This is a genomic window from Spirosoma litoris, assembly GCF_054776755.1.
The window spans coordinates 113,901-131,245 of the sequence record NZ_BAAHBI010000020.1; the positions used below are offsets into that span (position 1 = coordinate 113,901).

Genomic DNA, 17,345 nt, shown 5'->3' on the forward strand with positions numbered 1-17,345 from the left:
GAGTTGAAAAAATAGTGCAACGTTTACACCAAGAATCTCTCATTTCTCCATGAAACAAGCCTTTTTCACCTGTCTCATTACCGGTCTGGTTGCCACAGCATCGTTGGCGCAAACCACGGCTTCGGTATCTGGTAAAATTACTTACGAAGGCATGCGTCAGATCGACCGGTCGCAAATGCGGATGGTCATCAACGGGCAGGAAGTCCGGCCTGGTGCCCCTGGCGCTCCCGATGCGCCGGAAGGAGCGCCAGATGTTATCTCATTTACGCAGAAACTCGTTTTTGCGGGCAATATGGCCAAAGAAGAACGTGATCGCCCACAGGGAGGTATGATGTTTCGCCGACAAGGGGGCGATGGTGCAGGTGGACCGGGCGGTGCCGATCGACCCAATCGAGGTGGTGCTATGCGGGCTAATTTCCCATTCGAACAGCAAACGTATCTGGACTTAGCCAATCGGCAGCGGATCGATGTACTGGTCGTGAAAAAAGATTCGACGACTCAAATATATCGTACCGAGAAGCCACTACCAGCTACTACTGATTGGCAGGCCAGCGATAAGACGAAAAAGATTGCGGGCTATGTTTGTCACAAAGCCACGGCTACGCATCGGAAGCTGCCTTACACGATCTGGTACACTACAGATTTGCCATTTACCTATTCGCCCGTTGCCGATCTGACACCACCCCAGGGCGTCGTGTTGTTGATTGAATCGGATACGGAGTCGTATAAGGCAACTGGCGTATCGATGGAAGCGATTGCAGCAGCGGCTGTTGAACCCCCGAAAGAGGCAAAAGCTATCTCGTCGGACGAAATGGAGCAGATACGCCGGAAAGGCATGGCCGATTTCCGTCAGCGAATGATGCAAAACATGGATATGTCGGCTCCCCGAAATTAAGTAAACAACAACTAATGGATAACGTATAATGAATAATGTACAATGTAAAATGAAAAACTTGCTGACAGTGAAGCCCTTACTCCGACTTTCGTTATTCATTATTCATTGTACATTATTCATTAGCCTCAAAGGCTTTGCCCAATCGCCCGGCACCATTCGGGGTACGGTTGTGGATTCTATAACCCGGAAGCCCCTGATGGAGGCATCGGTATCGCTGCTGCTGGCCAAAGATTCCTCGCTGGTAAACTTTGGCATTACGGATGGCGACGGGAGATTTGAATTTCCTAAAATTGCCGTGGGGCAATACCGGGTACTGGTAACGTATGTTGGTTATCGGGGACGCTCGAAGCGTGTTTCAGTTACGCAGAATGATCCTACGGTCGATGTCGGAGCGATTGATATTGTTGCCCAATCACAGACACTGATGGAAGTATCTGTTCAAGGGGAAAAAGCGCCGATTGCCGTAAAAGGCGATACACTGGAATTTAATGCAGGCTCATTCAAAACCCGCCCCAATGCGCAGGTGGAGGATTTGCTGAAGAAATTACCCGGCGTTGAAGTTGACCGCGATGGGAACGTGAAAGCCCAGGGGCAGGCTATTACAAAAGTCTTGGTCGATGGGAAACCGTTTTTCGGCAACGACCCTAAAATGGCGACCCGTAACCTTCCCGCCGACATCATCGACAAAGTGCAACTCTTCGATCAGGCATCGGAGCAGTCGGCTTTTTCGGGGGTAGACGATGGTGATCGGGAGAAAACAATTAACATCACGACCAAAAAAGACAAGCGTAAAGGCTCGTTTGGTCAGCAAACCATAGGTGCTGGTCCCAAACCGGGCGATGATGCTCGCTATTCGGGCCGGGTCAGTTTTAACCAGTTTAACAATGGTCGCCAGATTTCGATGCTGGGTATGGCCAACAATGTGAACCAACAGGGCTTTACGGCCAGTGATTTAGGCTTGGGTAATAACTTCGGCGGAGCTGGCCAGGGGCAGGGTGGTGGCGGAGGAAGTAACGTAGTGCGAGGTGGCGCTGGTGGCGGTAGTGGAAATGGCGCAGGTCAGGTGGGCAGTAATGCGATCACTACATCGTGGGCCGCTGGTATCAACTACCGCGATGGTTGGGGTAAAAAGATTGATGTGGTCAGTAGCTATAACGCCAGCAATACGAATACACTGACCAGTCAACAAAGCCACCGGGAAAACATAATTCCGAGCGGTACCGCTGGAACAAGGCCAACAACGTCACAGGCTGGATTTGTTCGTGATCAGACAAGTGGTTCCGACAATACAAACACCAATCACCGGGTTAACCTTCGGCTCGATTACCGTCTCGATACGATGACAACAATTCGGGTTATCCCTAGCTTGTCGTGGATGAATTCGAATTATAGTAACCAGAGCAATGCGACAACACTTACGAATGAGGGAGTTATGGCGAACTCAAGCATAACGAACTACAACTCAACCGGTAGTGGTTTTACTGGAAACAACCAGTTGTTATTATTTCGTAAGTTTCAGAAGAAAGGTCGGAGCTTTTCGGTTAACTGGACCGTAGCACTTAATAATCAGGATAATAACGGCATCAATAACTCGGTCAACAAGTTTAACGGAACGTCGACAACGCTGACTTCTGGGGTGATCACGAAAGATACCTTAACGGGAATTACTACGCAGACCATTAATCAGCGCAACGACCAGGAAACGCATTCGATGACTAACACCATCAATGTAAGTTATACCGAACCGTTATCGATGCGTCAAACGCTTGAATTTCACTACAATCTGTCCGATAACCACAACACATCGAACCGGGCGGTAAATGATTTTAATGGGCTGACAAACCGGTATGATTTACTGAACACACCCTTAAGCAACAACTTCATAAACGATTACGTAACCAATCGGGGCGGGCTGACATGGCAAACAAAGCGATTGAAATATACCTATGCGTTTGGGTTGGACGCGCAGCAATCGAGCCTTAATTCGAATAACCTGAGTCAGGAAACGAACCTGAACCGGACGTTTTCCAACTTTTTACCCAATGCCTTACTGACGTACAACTTTGCGAAAAGCCGCCGACTACGAGTTAGCTACCGAACTCGCCTTAACGCGCCGTCGGTAAGTCAGCTACAGCCCGTGCCTAACAACACCAACCCGTTGAATATCCAGTTGGGGAATCTCGACCTGCAACCGGAATACAGCCATACGGTATCGCTGAATTATAACCAGTTCGATGCAGCCACGTTCCGTAACATGTTTGTCTTCCTGAATGCGAGCCGGACAGATAACAAAATCGTTAACTCCACGATCTTCAATGCATCGGGCGCACAGACAACCAAGCCGGTAAATACTAACGGGTATTATACTGTTAACGGATCGTTTGTTATTGGTCGTCCGCTCAAATTAGGCGCCCAGAAAACAAACATAAACCTGTCGACCAACCTGACGTATAACCAAGGTTCCAGCTTCATCAACAATCAGTCGAACCAGGCAAAAAACTGGCTGATTGGTCAGGGAGCTACGATAAGCTCAAACTTTACCGAGAAACTAGATTTGAACCTGTCGGGGAATATTAACTGGCAATCGGCGAAGTATTCACTCCAACCTCAGCAAAATACGACGTATCTGAATCAATCGGTTACGCTTGACGTGTATTACCAATTGCCGCTCAAATTTACCTTCTCCACAAACGTTTACTATAACCATTATGGAGGAAGTTCGGCCAGCTATAACCAGTCATATACGCTCTGGAATGCAACCCTGGCCCGTCAGTTGTTCAAGCAGAATCAGGGTGAAATCCGCTTCCAGGCGTTCGACTTGCTGAACCAGAACCAGAGCATCGTTCGGAACGTGACAGACACTTATACGGAAGAAGTTCGGAGCCGCGTCCTGAATCGGTATTTCATGATCAGCTTCGTGTATAACCTGCGTCGATTCAGTGCAGGCATCACAGCCCCAAGAGACCCATTCCAGCAGAATGGGGGTGGCCAGCGAGGCCAGGGTGGTGGTTTCCGGCGGAATAATGGGTAGCGAAGATTAAACACAGAGTGGGCCGTCATGACGGCCCACTCTGTGTTTAATAAACCTTACTTAATATACCGGAAATCCTCGTTGCCTTTCAGGGCTAGAAGCGTTTCGTACATAAGCTTAATAACATTCTGCACGTCGTCCATGTGAACCGTTTCGACGGTTGTGTGCATGTATTTCAGCGGGAGCGAAATCAGCGCAGAAGCAATGCCTTCGGTAGCATAAGCGAACGCATCGGTATCAGTGCCTGTTGATCGGCTAACCGCCTGACGTTGGAACGCAATCCCCTGTTGTTCCGCCACCGCAATCAGGAAATCGAGGACGTTGTTCTGTACGGCAGGGCCATAACAAAGTACAGGGCCATCGCCACATTTCAGATCACCTTGTTCTTTCTTGTCGTATTTAGGCGATTGGGTGTCGTGGGTTACGTCGGTACAGATCGCCAGATCGGGCTTGAGTCGGCGGGCAATCATTTCGGCACCCCGAAGACCAATTTCTTCTTGTACGGCATTGACAATATAGAGCGTAAACGGCAGCGTGACGTTGTTCTCTTTCAGTAACCGGGCCACTTCGGCAATCATGAAACCACCCATCCGGTTGTCCAGCGCACGACCAACGAAGTAGCGGTTATTCAGCTCTGTCAAGCCATCAACAAACGTGCAGACGGTGCCGACATGAATGCCCATATCCGTCACTTCCTGTTTGGTAGCGGCCCCTACATCAATGAATAGGTCAGTTACTTTAGGAGCAGTATCTTTTGCCAGATCACGAACGTGAATGGCCGGCCAGCCGAAAACACCTTCTACCACGCCTTTCTTGGTATGTAGATTCACCCGCATAGATGGAGCAATGAGCGCATCGGAACCGCCATTCCGACGAACGAAAATGTAGCCGTCGTCGGAGATGTAATTCACAAACCACGAAATCTCATCGGAGTGAGCTTCGATAACCACTTTATACTCCTTACCCGGTCCAATGACACCAACAGCAGTACCGTAGGTATCGACAATGTATTCGTCGGTATAGGGTTTGAGGTAATCTAACCAAATCTGCTGCCCCGACGACTCAAAGCCGGTGGGCGAAGCATTGTTTAGGTACTTGTACAGGAATTCTCTACTCTGTTCGTTCATTGTGTACTAAAATAGGGGTCTAAAAATTCTTTTAACGGTTTGAGTGGTGGGTGATTGGGGTCGAGGTTCCAGTGGCTTTTATTTCGATAATCTCGATTCCGATCTTTTATTTTTTCTTTTTCAGAATCGGTTTCGCCAACTAATGTTTCAACATAAGCGTAGATTTTTGTCTTATTGGCTGGCGTTGTAAACTTTCCTGAAAGGGTTGAAGGTGTATTGTGTTGCTTTAAGCAATTTTCGAAATCTTTCCAGCAATCAAAAATTACTTGATTGTCTACACAAATAATCTCTTCAAGCAAAGTTTCTATTTCTCCATTTCGTTGATGATCTGGAAATAGAAAATAGTTGAAATTTAAGTGCTCACTGTGTTGTGCTAATCTGGCTTGATTGATGTGAAAAATATCTGCATCAAATAGTACAATTGCTTGTTTATTAGTCTTTGCTAAATATTCGAACAGCTTATCGACAATGTGCAGTTTTTTCGGTGTATCAAAAGCATCTTTACCATCTAGAGAAATTATATCACCAGATGGTTTTCCCAAATTTCCTAATGTAAGTTTGATGCCATACCATTCTTCTACAATATCCTGAAGAAACTTTTGGTCGGTAACACCTTCTACAAAAATCTGTACATTACTCATGCTTTGCCACCCCGCGTATTAAAGCCAATATTCAAAGCATACTCAAACTGCTCAAAGTCAAACGTAACGCTCTCAACTTCTCCATGCTTATTCTCTAGTAGTGAAATATTTCGGGCTTCCTTCTGATACTGCTGCATTTCTGGGTCTTCTAAAGCTTCAACAAAGGCTTGCTGGCATTCAAGGCTGTGCGTTGTGGCGAAAAATTGAACCTTGTATTTAGCACAGAGTTGGATGATCGTTTTCCAGTACTCTTTTAAACGAGTGAAATGGATACCGGAACCAATCTCATCGACCAGAAGGCGATGGCATTTTACATCTAATATTCTCAGAAATAACTTGATAATTTTTGCCGTGCCATCTCCCAGATGAGATATAGGCAATATGCCATCTTTATCTGAAACAACTATCCCTAATACTTCATCACTGTTTCCAAATCTATGAGTTTTTATTTCTTCTAAATTCGGGAAAAAGGTCCTTAGGAAGTCAATCATATCTTTTCTAGCATGCCTATCATCATTTACATATTCATAAAAAAGTCGATTCATAAGATTCGGTAACTCTACGCCATTGGAGACGAAAGGGTAGCGGATTTCAGAATCAATATCGACATCTTCTAAATAAGGTCCTACCAAATCAAAAGCATCATTGTTTTTAGTGATTTTGATGAAATTTTTAAAGGAGCGAAGTAGTAAATTTTGTGTATTTTCTATATAAGCGACTTCGTCGATCGATAAATGATTTGCAGAGCGTAGCTCGAATGATAGAGTTGATTGAATGTTAGTTGAAAAAGTAATTTTGATAGGCAAATTTTCTTTTTTAAATAAAAATTGCCATATATTGGCCTTTTTAAAGCTTGGGAAATACCCATCGTCACTCATAACAAAGCCCCTTGTAAATAACTTTCTTTCTGAGAGTGCCATTAGTAAGTTGAAGACCATTTGATGGGAATCCTCATCAAACGTCAACGCTTCCAACACCGACGTCTTCCCTACATTATTATCCCCAACAATCAAGTTGAACTGCCCAAGATTACTCATCTCGAAGGAGTCGAACCGTTTGAAGTTTTCGATTTTGAAGTAGGTGAGGTGTTGCTTTTCCATAAATGAGGTTGATTTAGCCACTTGTGGCTATCAAGGCAAATGTAATAAACGAGTAGGAGTAGTCTGTAAACTAAAACCCAATCCGCTCGCGTTTCTGCTCAACGCCCATCGAGCGCAGTAACTCCATTGCTACGCGTTCGTCGTATTTGCGTTTCCAGTAATCGGCTTCCAGACGGAGTTTGTCTAGTTCAACATCTTGCTTTTCAACGGTTAGTCGAAGTGTTTCAAGCTCATGACTGACAAGGGTATCGGGCTTGGATTCGACTACCTGAGCCACAAGGGGTTCGTCGGAGAGGAGCGTCAAGAGCGAAACACCCAGAACGCTGGCAATCTGGTTGAGCCGGGAAAGCGTCAGGTCGGTTTTGCCACGCTCAATATCCCCATAGGCTGTGGTGGAAAGATTGAGTAGATCGGCCATGTTTTCCTGCGATAAACCGCGTTGAAGTCGCTCTAAACGTATTTTTTCGGCCGGGCCACGAGAGGTGATGGTGCTCATATCAAGTAACAACGATAAAATCTAAACCTAAACTGACAGGGTTTTTCGAGAGGATAACGCAATTTTGTAACGAAACGATTCTCGAACTTACACCAATCAATATTGGTTTTCAAATTAACGAAGTAAACCCCATTATGAATAACGAAAAAGAATTCCGCAATTTCGCGGTGCATCACATGGGCCTCAATGGCCTGACAGTAGACGGGTATGTGAACCATACGATTCAGAACAGTACGGTTCAAAACATGACCCGTTCAGTTATTGAAGAGCGTCCGATGAATTTCCGTGAAGTCGATGTGTTTTCGCGACTGATGGCCGACCGTATTATTTTTATGGGTCTGCCCGTCGACGATAACATCGCTAACATCATCGTTGCCCAGATGCTGTTCCTGGAATCAGCTGATCCTAAAAAAGATATCCTGATGTACCTGAACAGCCCCGGTGGTTCGGTATACGCTGGTTTGGGTATTTACGATACCATGCAATACGTTCGTCCGGATGTGGCTACGGTTTGTACGAGCCTGGCCGCTTCGATGGGCGCTGTATTGCTGGCGGGTGGTGCTGCCGGAAAACGGTCGGCCTTACCACACGCTCGGGTTATGATTCACCAGCCATCGGGCGGTGCGCAGGGAACCTCGAAAGACATGCAGGTGACCATGAAGGAAATGCTTGAATTAGAGAAAGATCTGTATCGGATTCTGGCTAGCCACTCGGGTCGTACCTACGAAGAAATCGAGCAGGCTTCTGATCGCGACAAATGGTTCAGAGCGGAAGAAGCCAAAGAATATGGCCTGATCGACGAAGTTCTGCACCGGGACAAGTAAACTGATTTACGAAGTACGAGTTACGATGTACGATTTTTGGGAATGCGTCAGCCCAAATCGTACATCGTAACTCGTACTTCGTAAATCAATAGTTTGATGGTTTGCCCGCCAGTTAATAACTTTGCTAAGTACGAATGGCTCAGGTTCGCCTGAGTCATTTTTTTTCTGCCGAAATTTAGGCTTACAAAGTTTTTTTCGTTCTGTTTAAGTAAACTCGGATCGTGGCGTGCGACTCGCATAGATCCGTTAACTCCCAATTCACCCTGCAAACGTTCATGCCACAAATTAGTTGCTCGTTCTGTGGACGGCGCAAAAACGAAGTGATGTTGCTGTTGTCGGGCATCGACGCGCACATCTGTAACTACTGCATTGAGCAAGGGCACCAGGTGGTGCTGGAAGAAATGCGCCCTAAGCGTAGTGAACCAAGTGAGGTGAAAATTAATCTCATCAAGCCGGTCGATATGAAACGTCACCTCGATCAATACGTGATTGGTCAGGATGACGCTAAAAAATCCATTACGGTTGCCGTTTACAATCACTACAAGCGGTTGATGCAGCCCAGAACCGATGATGATGTGACGATTGAGAAATCAAACATCATTATGGTGGGCGAAACGGGTACGGGCAAAACGTATCTGGCGCGCTCTATCGCTAAAATACTGGAAGTGCCATTCTGTATTGCCGATGCTACGGTTATTACCGAAGCAGGTTACGTAGGCGAAGATGTTGAGACCATTTTGACTCGATTGCTCCAGGCGGCCGATTACAATGTCGAAGCGGCCGAACGAGGCATTGTTTATATTGACGAGATCGATAAAATTGCCCGAAAATCAGATAACCCAAGTATCACTCGCGATGTTAGTGGCGAAGGTGTTCAACAGGCGTTACTGAAACTTCTGGAAGGTTCGGTCGTGAATGTTCCCCCGCAGGGCGGTCGCAAACACCCTGACCAACGCCTGATTGCGTTAAACACCGAAAATATTCTGTTCATCTGTGGGGGCGCGTTCGATGGTATTGAACGGCATATTACCAAGCGGATCAATACCCGCCCGATTGGTTTCTCGGGCGATCGGAGACTGAACGAAACCCTCGAAAAAGGTCATCTGATGCGGTACATTTCGGCACTGGATTTGAAATCCTTCGGTCTGATTCCGGAACTGATTGGGCGTTTGCCCGTGCTTACACACCTTGAGCCTCTGGACCGGTCAACGCTCATGCAGATTTTGACCGAACCTAAAAATGCTATTACGAAGCAGTATAATAAGCTTTTCCAGATGGAGGGAATCACACTTCATTGGGACCCTACAGCCTTGAACTACATTGTTGATCAGGCGTTATTGTATGGCTTGGGCGCTCGTGGATTACGCTCCATTTGCGAATCGATCATTACAGATGCTATGTTTGAGTTGCCTTCGCAAACGGGCGTTAAAGAGTTGACGATCAGTCTGGAATATGCCCGTGAAAAATTTGGCAAAGTCAGTACATACCAGCTCCGCTCTGTAGCTTAACCAGAAATAGATAATCATAAAAAAAGGGCCGCATCCAACGAGATGTGGCCCTTTTTTTATGGCAGATAATTTTTTAATAAACCTGACCCTAGTCGAATGGTTAGTATGTTTATTGTCACGAATTCATTACTCCATTCACTACCTATTTCGTATGAAAACGATTACCCAACATCTTTTGGGCAGCCTACTGCTGCTTTTGCTGATTACTGCCTGTAGCCGACAGCCCGCTTATTTTCAAGCATCTCATCGCGACTATCATGTACCAACGTCTCCACAAACTTCATGGTCTAAAGCTCTGACTGAGGAAGGCCATGTTTCTCCGCAGGTGGTCAGGACGGATTCGGCATTTAATCAGCTTGAGGTACTAGTGCGTAATGACAGCAAACTAGCAACAAACAAAGCTGTCCAAAAACGCCTGAATCGAGCGCGTACACTATTCACTTCATCGTCGACCAAAGCGAATGTGGCTTCTACTGAAACAGTAGCGCATAAGAAAATGACCTTCATGGAGCGGATGATGGTCAAGAAGTTGAATAAGAAAATCAGCAAACAGCTCGCGCCCAGCAACCCAGAAAAATCGTTGGCGAGTAAAAGTATTGTGGCGTTATCAATTGTATTGATCGTAGCTGGTATTCTCTTGTTAGCCTTGACGAGCGGGGGCGGTTTTGCGCTTGGGGCTATCGCATTTGCGGCCGGATTGGTCATCTTACTAATTGAGCTGATCTAAGGCCAATCCAGTCAAAATCATAAAATCTTCTTTAAAATCAGGCCCTTTTAGCCGTGAAGATTTTATGATTTTTCTGCTTTTGTGCGGGCAATTCAACTAATTTTTTGTTGCAACCTAACAAACGAATAAAGTTATAGTTGTTGATGGTGATATCTTAATCGTTCACGTTAATTCTCACATTATGAAAACATCTTCAAAACAACTGTTTGCTGCACTCTTCGGACTAATCGTTGTATCTTCTTGCAGCCGTCCTGTCGCTTATTTTCAGCCTACTGCACGGGAGCACTATGCTGCCAAAACTTCAGAATCTGCTCCTGTCGTTACTCCTTCAACATCAGCAGATCAAACTCCTGTTGTCGAAACAACCAACGCTCAACAACTGGCACAAGCCAACTCATCGCTGAACGAGCTTGACGCAATGGTGAGTACGAATACCAAATTAGCCGAGAACAAAACCGTTCAGAAACGCCTGAACCGCGTTCGTACGTTGTTGGCTTCTGCTTCTACCAAGGCTAGTCTGGCACCTACGGAAACGGCTGCTCCTAAAAAAATGAATTTGATGGAGCGGATGATGGTCAAGAAGTTGAATAAGAAAATCAGCAAACAACTCGCCCCTAACAATCCTGAAAAGACAATGATGAATTCGGGAACGCTGGCTACGGGTGCTGTTCTGGTTCTTATTGGTTTATTGCTACTTTTATTGACCACCGGTACGGGTGCCACTGTTGGGGTAATTGCGTTAGTAGTAGGTGCTGTTCTGCTTCTGGTTGGCTTGCTATAGTTGATTTCTTAGGAGAAAACTTCGGCCTGACTAAACATTTCGAGCGTCGGCTAGAGAGTCAATTATAAATTTTCCATCTTTAGGCTATATTTTTTCGAATTAATACAACAAATGCAAAAAGTTGTAGTTTTTCGGATGTTATCTCAATCGTTCATTCACTTTTAACCCCTCATTTATGAGAACGCTTACCCAGTCTCTCGTTGCCGCTGTTATGGGCACAGTTATCCTTGCATCCTGCAGCCGTCCTGTTGCTTATTTTCAACCCAGCGCGCGCGAGAATTTTAAATCTCCCCAACCCAATGCTGTTGCCGTTGTAACGCCTGCTAATGAAGTGAAATCGACCGAAACGGTAGAAGCTGTTTCTACGACTTCTGAATCAACTGCTGCTGAACAACTTGCCCAAGCCAAGCAAGCTGTCAGTCAGGTTGAAGCTTACGTGCGCAACGATAATAAGCTGGCTTCGAGCAAAAAGCTGACTAAGCGAATGGCCAAACTGAATGAACTGCTCAATACCGCCAGCGATAAAGCGGTAACGTCGACTAACGTAGCGTCTGCTAAAAAGATGACGTTCATGGAGCGGACGATGCTCAAGAAAATGGATAAGAAAATCAAGAATCACGTGGCCCCCGATCAAACGAAGGTCATGAATTCGAATGTTCGATTGGGACTTATCATCGGAATCGTCGGTTTGCTGTTACTGCTACTGGGTGGCGGTAGTGTGTTAGGTGTTCTTGGCCTTATTGGCTTTATCGTTGGTTTAGTATTGATCCTGATCGGCGTTATCAACGCGTAAACAGGAATATCAACTTAGTAGGAATGAGTCAGTCAATCGTTTGTTGCCTCATCCACGGTCACGGCGTAGATGCTTCCATTTGGGATGGCATCTACGCCGATTTGGCATCAGATGCCTCCGTGTTGAAACCCGAATTTTCCCATTTGATAACGCATACCTCCATTGAAGGGTATGCCGAAGATTTGTATGCTCGATTACAGACGGCACAGATCGGGAAAGTAGTGCTGGTAGGGCACTCTATGGGAGGCTATATCGCTCTGGCTTTTGCCGAACGATATCCAGATATGGTTCAGGGGCTGATTTTGTATCACTCTACGGCAACTGCCGATGACGACGCTCGTAAGGAAGTTCGACGGCAAGCGATTGAGGGATTGGAAACACAGGGCACAGTACCGTTTATTCAGAAGCAATTACCTAAAATGGTGGCTCCTGATTTTCCGTCAGAGAAAACACAGGCCTTAGTTGAGCGCTTTAGTAGCTTGCCTGCCGATGCACTCATTGCCGGAATGAAAGCCATCGCCGGTCGTCCTGATCGAACCCATGTTTTACGGGATGCTAATTTTCCCGTTTTAATCGTGCTTGGCCGAGAGGACCAATTAATTCCTTATGAAAAAACGGCTCAATTGGCCGACTTGTCGGATGCTGTTCGTGTGGTAACTATTGAGCATGCTGGACACCTGAGTATGATTGAACAACCTGCCCAATCGGTTGAAGTTCTTAAGGAATTTCTGGGGCAGTGCTGATTCGACGGTCGTATCGCTATAAATGAGGGAGCCAGTGGTCTCCCTTTTTGTGTTTTAAGCCCATTTTCAACTGATTATCCGTAAACTTGCACCTTGTTTGTGAAAATACCGGCAAGTGTAAAGTATCTACCCCGGTTTAGCGCATTAGAAAGAATGGCAGAATTGTTTAACGTTTATCCGCTGTACGACATTGAACCTGTTCGTGCGCAGGGTAGCTACCTTTGGGATGTCAATGGCACCCGTTATTTAGATCTCTACGGCGGTCATGCCGTAATCTCGGTTGGACATACGCACCCTCGGTATGTACAGGCCCTGACTGATCAACTAAATAAGATTTCGTTCTATTCAAATTCTGTCCGGATTCCGCAACAACAGGAATTGGCCGATAAACTAGGCGATCTTTCCGGTCATCCTGATTATGCGTTGTTTTTGTGTAACTCAGGGGCGGAGGCCAATGAGAACGCCCTGAAACTGGCATCGTTTCATAACGGACGGACAAACGTAGTGGCGTTTACTAAATCGTTTCATGGTCGCACGGCTGGTGCCGTTGCCGTAACGGATAATCCGGCTATTGTAGCTCCTGTCAATTACAATAAACACGTTAGTTTTCTGCCTTACAACAATGTCGAAGCGGCAAAGGCGGGAATTACCTCAGATACCTGCGCGGTTATCGTTGAAGGTATTCAGGGCGTAGGTGGTATTCAGGTAGCTACTGACGAGTTTCTTCAGGCACTCCGTCAGCGTTGCGATGAAACCGGGGCTGTGCTGATTCTGGACGGTGTGCAGTGTGGTTATGGCCGGTCGGGAAAATTCTTCTCGCATCAGTTCAGCGGTATCGAAGCCGATATTATTTCGATGGCGAAAGGCATGGGTAACGGATTCCCAATTGGTGGTATTTTGATTTCTCCCAAATTCAAAGCCAGTTACGGCCTGCTCGGTACAACCTTCGGCGGAAACCATCTGGCTTGTACGGCTGGTATTGCCGTTTTAGATATCATGAAAGAAGAAGGTCTGATGGAAAATGCCACGCGTATGGGCAATTACATGATGGATGGTATTCGCCAGATTGGTGGCTATAAAGAATTGCGTGGCCGTGGTCTGATGATTGGCATCGAGTATGATTTTCCGGTAGATACGCTTCGAAAAACCTTGTTGTTCGAACATAAACAATTTACAGGCGTAGCGGGCAAAACCATCATCCGATTGCTGCCTTCACTAGCCATCGGTGTTGATGAAGCCGATCAGTTCTTGGAGGCACTGCGTGTGTGTTTAAACGCAGAGAAAGCAGAGGCATAACTCCGATTAGTTATGACCTGTCTATTAGCGTAAATCACTATTGGGCTATTTTTGTTAAAATAACTTAGCTATGAATTGGCAAGACTATATTCACTCGGATGAGTCGGTACTCTTAGGGAAGCCCGTTATTAAAGGCACCAGATTATCGGTCGAATTTTTACTGGAGCGTCTGGCTGATGGTTGGAATGAGCAGGATTTGTTAGATAATTATCCAAGATTGACCAAACAGGCCTTACAAGCTGTTTTTGCCTATGTCTCGGCTACAATGAAAGATAACTTGGTGTATTTTCCACCTACTAATTTACGCCAAGCTTCATGAAGTTTCTGGCAGATGAAAACTTTCCTATTACCGCCTTTCGGATATTGCTTGAAGCTGGGTACGACATTAAACATATTGCTTATGAGATGCCCAGTATAACCGATATAGATGTAACTGGACTTGCAATTCGTGAAAATCGCATTATTCTTACGTTTGATGGAGATTATGGTACTCTGATTTTTAAACTAGGATACCGTCCTCCGGGTGTTGTGTATTTTCGTTTGCCAACTATCACCGCTGATGAGCCTGCGCGCATTGTCATGAATTTGCTAAAAGAAGGTTATCCAATTGATCATATGCACACAGTAGTTGAAACTGATAAAATTAGGCAAAGGCGCATCCAGTAAAGCTAAGTTTATGGAGTCACGTTGGAAATGACTTATAAGCTCTTCATATTCTTGCGCCCTTTGCGTTTAAAAAAATGACCAATTTTCTCTCTCTTGCCGACGTCACGAATATTGACGCCCTTGTTCAGTCTGGCCTCGATGCCAAAGCCAATCCGTTTGCCGATCAACAACTTGGCAAGAACAAAACCATTGGCATGATTTTCTTCAACTCAAGCCTGCGAACGCGGATGAGTACCCAGAAAGCAGCCCAAAACCTTGGCATGAACGTTATGACAATGAACGTGGGCCAGGACAGTTGGGGGCTGGAAATGGAAGAAGGCGTGTTGATGAATGGCGATAAGGCAGAACACGTTCGCGAAGCGGCTGCCGTTATGGGACGCTATTGTGACATCATCGGTATTCGGGCTTTTGCTGAGTTAAAAGATCGGGACAAGGATTACCGCGAGCAAGTGATGCATCAGTTTGCGAAATACGCGAAAGTACCCATCGTGAATCTCGAATCGGCTACGCGTCACCCACTACAATCGTTGGCCGACTGCATTACTATTGAGGAAGAGAAACGAAAATCATCGATAATACCAGCCCGTCCAAAGGTTGTGCTGACCTGGTTGCCTCATTTCAAGCCGTTGCCGCAAGCGGTTGCCAACTCATTTTCCGAGTGGATGAATGCCCGCGACGTTGATTTTGTGATCACCCACCCAGAAGGATATGACCTTGCACCTGAATTTGTTGGCAAGGCTCGGGTCACTCACAACCAGGACGAAGCTTTTGAAGGAGCCGACTTTATTTACGGAAAGAACTGGTCATCCTATACGCATTACGGACAGGTGTTAACCCAGGACCCTTCCTGGGCAGTTACGATGGATGATTTGCGTTTGACGAACAACGGTAAATTCATGCACTGCCTACCTGTTCGACGCAATTTGAAAGTGTCGGATGAAGTATTAGACAGTCCTCAGTCGCTTGTGATTGAGCAGGCAGCTAACCGGGAATGGTCGGCGCAGGCGGTCTTGAAAGAAATATTACTAAAGTCTTAGGCAGATAAAGGAGGAGAGGGAAGAAAGGGGAAAAGACGTACATGTTTTCTCCCTTTCTTCCCCCTCCTTCCTCTCTTCTTTTTTCCCTTTCAATGGATAATCTTACTGTAATAAAAATAGGGGGCAACGTTATTGACGCCCCAGATGCCCTCAAACGCTTCCTGACTTCGTTTGCTAGCCTGACTGGCCCTAAAGTGCTGATTCATGGCGGAGGCAAAGTGGCTACCCAGGTGGCAGATAAACTTGGCATTGAAACTACGATGGTTGAAGGTCGGCGTATTACCGATCAGCCCATGCTCGATGTGGTGACGATGGTGTATGGTGGCCTAGTCAATAAACAGATTGTAGCTAAACTTCAAGCCCTGGATGTTAATGCCATCGGACTTACAGGGGCCGATGCAGGAACTGTGCTGGCAAAAAAGCGCCCGGTAAAAGACATCGACTATGGAATGGTCGGGGATATTAAGGAAGTCGATTCTGGTCAGATTCAGTTTTTTCTGCGTCAGAATTTAACGCCCGTTTTTGCCCCAATCACCTACAGCACCGCTGGTGATTTGCTCAACACCAATGCCGATACGATGGCGTCGGCCATTGCGGTTGACATGGTTCGGCATAATAGCGTGACGTTGATTTATTGCTTTGAGAAAAAGGGGGTGTTGAAAGACCCAACTGATGATAACAGCGTTATTAATGAATTGACGCCAGCCCTTTATGCCGAACACAAAGCGGCCGGAGTCATCAATAAAGGCATGATTCCGAAGTTAGACAATGCCTTTAAAGCACTGGAAAGCGGTGTAGCGAAGGTCATTATCTGTCATGCCGATGAATTGGCTACTGCTGTGAATCAGGGTGCAGGAACAACTTTAAAAAAGTAAAGCGGCCCGAAAGCCGCTCATGTTATATTACATTTCCTTGAAGCGGCTTTCGGGCCGCTTTACTTTTACTTCTCTGCTAGCAGATGCGCAACGCGCCGAACACCCATAAACCGTCGCTGATAGTAACTGGCATTTAAATAGTCGTAGCGAACGCCACCATTCCAGGCCGAGTGAATGAATTTGATCTGATCGCCAATTACTTCGGTAATCAGACCGACATGGCCAATGCGGCTACCGCCAGAGCTATGGCCTTTAAACAGAATCAGATCACCAGGTTGAGCGGCATCTTTTTCGACTGCTTCGCCCACTCCACCTTGCGCGGCACTAGAGTGTGGAAGGGCAATACCAAACTTGTTATAACAAAAACGGGTAAATCCTGAACAGTCGAAGCCACGGGTGGTCGTTCCACCAGATCGGTAACGAATTGACAGATGCTCTTTGGCGTAATTGATGACATCGTTTACGAGCGGAATCTGCTCGTAAAAGCTTGCCTTGCTTGAAGTTACGGTGGGTACGTCAGTTACGGCGGGTATATCACTAGATACGGTGGGTACGGTTTGAGCTTGAACGATGCCAAACGAGACAGTACAAACTACTGCCAGGAGCATTTTTCTCATCATAGAAGTAGGTCAAATCCAGGTTACGCCTATAAAAGTATCGTAATATGGCCAAACTACCTATAGATTGAGGAAAATTTTCCCCATTTAACCGAATTTTTTTGTGCCAAATTTATCAACTTGTTGACCGTAAGATAATTATGCTACATTAATAAAGTATTATATTTAAATAAGCGCCCATTCAGGGT

The 17,345-nt window shown here is 46.0% G+C and carries 18 protein-coding genes; 13 read left to right on the forward strand and 5 right to left on the reverse strand.

Annotated elements, in window-relative coordinates; genetic code table 11:
• The first annotated feature begins 49 nt into the window (after positions 1-49).
• Together ACYVGR_RS12685 and ACYVGR_RS12690 are read left to right on the forward strand one after the other, a co-directional pair.
• The gene (locus tag ACYVGR_RS12685; RefSeq protein WP_460957095.1) at positions 50-895 is read left to right on the forward strand and encodes a GLPGLI family protein; all 846 of its coding nucleotides are present in this window, start codon (positions 50-52) and stop codon (positions 893-895) included.
• Positions 896-944: 49 nt separating this feature from the next.
• Positions 945-3,926, forward strand: coding sequence for an outer membrane beta-barrel protein (locus tag ACYVGR_RS12690; RefSeq protein ID WP_460957096.1), 2,982 nt, complete (start codon positions 945-947; stop codon positions 3,924-3,926).
• Positions 3,927-3,982: 56 nt separating this feature from the next.
• Here the strand turns inward: ACYVGR_RS12690 and ACYVGR_RS12695 are convergent, their stop codons facing one another.
• The 4 genes from ACYVGR_RS12695 to ACYVGR_RS12710 form a co-directional block, all read right to left on the reverse strand.
• Complete coding sequence (locus ACYVGR_RS12695; protein WP_460957098.1) at positions 3,983-5,053, reverse strand: M42 family metallopeptidase; 1,071 nt, start codon at positions 5,051-5,053, stop codon at positions 3,983-3,985.
• Positions 5,050-5,694: a DUF3226 domain-containing protein gene (locus tag ACYVGR_RS12700; RefSeq protein WP_460957100.1), complete on the reverse strand. Its 645-nt coding sequence runs from the start codon at positions 5,692-5,694 to the stop codon at positions 5,050-5,052. Before ACYVGR_RS12700 ends, ACYVGR_RS12695 begins: the two co-directional genes overlap by 4 nt.
• Positions 5,691-6,794 carry an AAA family ATPase gene (locus ACYVGR_RS12705; protein WP_460957102.1) on the reverse strand — a complete coding sequence of 368 codons (1,104 nt, stop codon included), beginning with the start codon at positions 6,792-6,794 and terminating at the stop codon, positions 5,691-5,693. The genes ACYVGR_RS12700 and ACYVGR_RS12705 overlap by 4 nt, the downstream gene beginning before the upstream one ends.
• A gap of 70 nt (positions 6,795-6,864) precedes the next feature.
• Positions 6,865-7,290, reverse strand: coding sequence for a helix-turn-helix domain-containing protein (locus ACYVGR_RS12710; RefSeq protein ID WP_460957104.1), 426 nt, complete (start codon positions 7,288-7,290; stop codon positions 6,865-6,867).
• A 134-nt stretch (positions 7,291-7,424) separates the two neighbouring features.
• Between ACYVGR_RS12710 and ACYVGR_RS12715 the strand changes: the two genes are divergently transcribed.
• The 11 genes from ACYVGR_RS12715 (at position 7,425) to argB (ending at position 16,540) form a co-directional block, all read left to right on the forward strand.
• Positions 7,425-8,114 carry a ClpP family protease gene (locus tag ACYVGR_RS12715; protein WP_182457233.1) on the forward strand — a complete coding sequence of 230 codons (690 nt, stop codon included), beginning with the start codon at positions 7,425-7,427 and terminating at the stop codon, positions 8,112-8,114.
• Between the two features lie 275 nt (positions 8,115-8,389).
• Positions 8,390-9,622, forward strand: a complete 1,233-nt coding sequence (clpX, locus tag ACYVGR_RS12720) for an ATP-dependent Clp protease ATP-binding subunit ClpX (RefSeq protein ID WP_460957106.1) — start codon at positions 8,390-8,392, stop codon at positions 9,620-9,622.
• 151 nt (positions 9,623-9,773) lie between these two features.
• Complete coding sequence (locus ACYVGR_RS12725; protein ID WP_460957108.1) at positions 9,774-10,349, forward strand: hypothetical protein; 576 nt, start codon at positions 9,774-9,776, stop codon at positions 10,347-10,349.
• Between the two features lie 181 nt (positions 10,350-10,530).
• Positions 10,531-11,130: a hypothetical protein gene (locus ACYVGR_RS12730; RefSeq protein ID WP_460957110.1), complete on the forward strand. Its 600-nt coding sequence runs from the start codon at positions 10,531-10,533 to the stop codon at positions 11,128-11,130.
• 175 nt (positions 11,131-11,305) lie between these two features.
• A complete protein-coding gene (locus ACYVGR_RS12735) occupies positions 11,306-11,923 on the forward strand; it encodes a hypothetical protein (protein WP_460957112.1) in 618 nt (205 codons plus the stop codon).
• Between the two features lie 23 nt (positions 11,924-11,946).
• Positions 11,947-12,666, forward strand: coding sequence for an alpha/beta fold hydrolase (locus ACYVGR_RS12740; RefSeq protein ID WP_460957114.1), 720 nt, complete (start codon positions 11,947-11,949; stop codon positions 12,664-12,666).
• A 153-nt stretch (positions 12,667-12,819) separates the two neighbouring features.
• Positions 12,820-13,962 (forward strand): aspartate aminotransferase family protein, encoded by a 1,143-nt coding sequence (locus ACYVGR_RS12745; RefSeq protein ID WP_460957116.1) that lies wholly within the window; start codon positions 12,820-12,822, stop codon positions 13,960-13,962.
• Between the two features lie 70 nt (positions 13,963-14,032).
• Positions 14,033-14,281 (forward strand): DUF433 domain-containing protein, encoded by a 249-nt coding sequence (locus tag ACYVGR_RS12750; RefSeq protein ID WP_460957118.1) that lies wholly within the window; start codon positions 14,033-14,035, stop codon positions 14,279-14,281.
• On the forward strand, positions 14,278-14,628 hold the full coding sequence (locus tag ACYVGR_RS12755; RefSeq protein WP_460957120.1) for a DUF5615 family PIN-like protein: 351 nt from the start codon (positions 14,278-14,280) through the stop codon (positions 14,626-14,628). The genes ACYVGR_RS12750 and ACYVGR_RS12755 overlap by 4 nt, the downstream gene beginning before the upstream one ends.
• Before the next feature lie 74 nt (positions 14,629-14,702).
• Positions 14,703-15,665: an N-acetylornithine carbamoyltransferase gene (locus ACYVGR_RS12760; protein WP_460957122.1), complete on the forward strand. Its 963-nt coding sequence runs from the start codon at positions 14,703-14,705 to the stop codon at positions 15,663-15,665.
• A 92-nt stretch (positions 15,666-15,757) separates the two neighbouring features.
• Positions 15,758-16,540 (forward strand): acetylglutamate kinase, encoded by a 783-nt coding sequence (gene argB, locus ACYVGR_RS12765; RefSeq protein WP_460957124.1) that lies wholly within the window; start codon positions 15,758-15,760, stop codon positions 16,538-16,540.
• A gap of 65 nt (positions 16,541-16,605) precedes the next feature.
• Here argB and ACYVGR_RS12770 read toward each other — a convergent pair whose 3' ends face one another.
• Positions 16,606-17,160, reverse strand: a complete 555-nt coding sequence (locus ACYVGR_RS12770) for a C40 family peptidase (protein ID WP_460957126.1) — start codon at positions 17,158-17,160, stop codon at positions 16,606-16,608.
• Positions 17,161-17,345: the final 185 nt, after the last annotated feature.

Excerpts from the sequence above, each read along its gene's own strand:
- ACYVGR_RS12685 (WP_460957095.1), top strand. The coding sequence starts at position 50 with ATGAAACAAGCCTTTTTCACCTGTCTCATTACCGGTCTGGTTGCCACA.
- ACYVGR_RS12690 (WP_460957096.1), top strand. The coding sequence starts at position 945 with ATGAAAAACTTGCTGACAGTGAAGCCCTTACTCCGACTTTCGTTATTC.
- ACYVGR_RS12695 (WP_460957098.1), bottom strand. The coding sequence starts at position 5,053 with ATGAACGAACAGAGTAGAGAATTCCTGTACAAGTACCTAAACAATGCT.
- ACYVGR_RS12700 (WP_460957100.1), bottom strand. The coding sequence starts at position 5,694 with ATGAGTAATGTACAGATTTTTGTAGAAGGTGTTACCGACCAAAAGTTT.
- ACYVGR_RS12705 (WP_460957102.1), bottom strand. The coding sequence starts at position 6,794 with ATGGAAAAGCAACACCTCACCTACTTCAAAATCGAAAACTTCAAACGG.
- ACYVGR_RS12710 (WP_460957104.1), bottom strand. The coding sequence starts at position 7,290 with ATGAGCACCATCACCTCTCGTGGCCCGGCCGAAAAAATACGTTTAGAG.
- ACYVGR_RS12715 (WP_182457233.1), top strand. The coding sequence starts at position 7,425 with ATGAATAACGAAAAAGAATTCCGCAATTTCGCGGTGCATCACATGGGC.
- clpX (WP_460957106.1), top strand. The coding sequence starts at position 8,390 with ATGCCACAAATTAGTTGCTCGTTCTGTGGACGGCGCAAAAACGAAGTG.
- ACYVGR_RS12725 (WP_460957108.1), top strand. The coding sequence starts at position 9,774 with ATGAAAACGATTACCCAACATCTTTTGGGCAGCCTACTGCTGCTTTTG.
- ACYVGR_RS12730 (WP_460957110.1), top strand. The coding sequence starts at position 10,531 with ATGAAAACATCTTCAAAACAACTGTTTGCTGCACTCTTCGGACTAATC.
- ACYVGR_RS12735 (WP_460957112.1), top strand. The coding sequence starts at position 11,306 with ATGAGAACGCTTACCCAGTCTCTCGTTGCCGCTGTTATGGGCACAGTT.
- ACYVGR_RS12740 (WP_460957114.1), top strand. The coding sequence starts at position 11,947 with ATGAGTCAGTCAATCGTTTGTTGCCTCATCCACGGTCACGGCGTAGAT.
- ACYVGR_RS12745 (WP_460957116.1), top strand. The coding sequence starts at position 12,820 with ATGGCAGAATTGTTTAACGTTTATCCGCTGTACGACATTGAACCTGTT.
- ACYVGR_RS12750 (WP_460957118.1), top strand. The coding sequence starts at position 14,033 with ATGAATTGGCAAGACTATATTCACTCGGATGAGTCGGTACTCTTAGGG.
- ACYVGR_RS12755 (WP_460957120.1), top strand. The coding sequence starts at position 14,278 with ATGAAGTTTCTGGCAGATGAAAACTTTCCTATTACCGCCTTTCGGATA.
- ACYVGR_RS12760 (WP_460957122.1), top strand. The coding sequence starts at position 14,703 with ATGACCAATTTTCTCTCTCTTGCCGACGTCACGAATATTGACGCCCTT.
- argB (WP_460957124.1), top strand. The coding sequence starts at position 15,758 with ATGGATAATCTTACTGTAATAAAAATAGGGGGCAACGTTATTGACGCC.
- ACYVGR_RS12770 (WP_460957126.1), bottom strand. The coding sequence starts at position 17,160 with ATGATGAGAAAAATGCTCCTGGCAGTAGTTTGTACTGTCTCGTTTGGC.